Origin of the sequence: Alicyclobacillus sp. SP_1, from assembly GCF_024706985.1 — a bacterium.
Lineage (GTDB): Bacteria > Bacillota > Bacilli > Alicyclobacillales > Alicyclobacillaceae > Alicyclobacillus_I.
The window spans coordinates 1-1081 of record NZ_JAMCCX010000004.1 but is presented as its reverse complement, the minus strand read 5'-3'; the positions used below and the strand labels follow the sequence as shown (position 1 = coordinate 1081).

Sequence of the window (1081 nt, the reverse complement as noted above, 5' to 3'; positions counted from 1 at the left end):
CGAATTGTGTGATGTGTTCCTGCTACGAATCATGGGGCGAAAAAGGGCGTCGAGGTGAATCAAAATCAAGGGTCGATGGAGTTGTATAAGGTGAAGGGCCAATTCGACTGTCCTTCACCAATCCGGCCGGGGGGAAATCCAAAAGAGGAGTGAGTAACATGACAGTTTCATCCGATAAAGTGATTTTGTATGCGGTGGATGCTGCTGGATACGACATTGCCCTAGGAGCTGCTAGTGTCGCGGGAATTTCTGCATCCCAAGTCACGGGAGATTTCTATGACACCTGGAGCAAAATTGAATCTGGAGAGTGGTTTGTCATTGCCGTTGGTGGGGAAGCAGACAACGCCCTGTACTACAATCCGTGTAATTGGTCGAATCCATCCAACCATCCTGGCGGAACGACTCCTTTTCGAAGATATGCGCCAGAGACCGATGTGATTGCCGTGAAATACTATGCGAATGCAGGAGGGCTCACTATTTTAGACACGCTTAAGTTGGCTTCTATGTGGGCCTACTACGCAGTTTATGGAACGTACCCTCCCGGTTATGGAGATGCTCTACCAGCGACGTCGACGGCAAATAACACCTGCAGTAGTTCGATGATGAACAATCAAGACTGCACTTGCTAACGAGAACCACCTCAAAAAAGGAGGAAGAAAATAATGGCATTAAATACAACTCAAATTTTGCTGTATGCTGCGACTATCGGTGATGCTGAAAAAGTGAGAGCCATCGCCGCTACTCTAGGGTTGCCAAGTACCAGTATCCAGACGGACTTCGAGACCGTATGGAATCATGTTTTTAGCGGATACTATTTGGTCATTGCGGTTGGAGGGGCCGCATTGAACTCTTTGTACTACAATCCATGCGACTGGGCAAATCCAGGTGGCGAAAAAGGAGGCAGTACCCCATTTTCCATTGTGTCAGCCCCGCGCGATACACTGCCCGGAGCGAAAAATTTCGTAAATGGTGCCGGAATGACATCTGCCGAAACGTTATATCTTTCCATGGCCTACGCATACTACGCACTCAACGGCGAATACCCGACTGATTTCTCAAATCCTCCGACCGTTGAAGAACC

General features: G+C 48.6%; 1 protein-coding gene and 1 pseudogene. Both read left to right on the top strand.

The annotated features are described in order from the left end of the window. Window positions 1–158: 158 nt before the first annotated feature. Entirely contained in the window at window positions 159–629 is a 471-nt protein-coding gene (locus tag M4I36_RS00030) for a hypothetical protein (RefSeq protein ID WP_258109553.1), read from the top strand. A 33-nt stretch (window positions 630–662) separates the two neighbouring features. Beyond that, window positions 663–1081 (top strand): annotated as a pseudogene (locus tag M4I36_RS00025) (hypothetical protein); the annotation flags it as partial.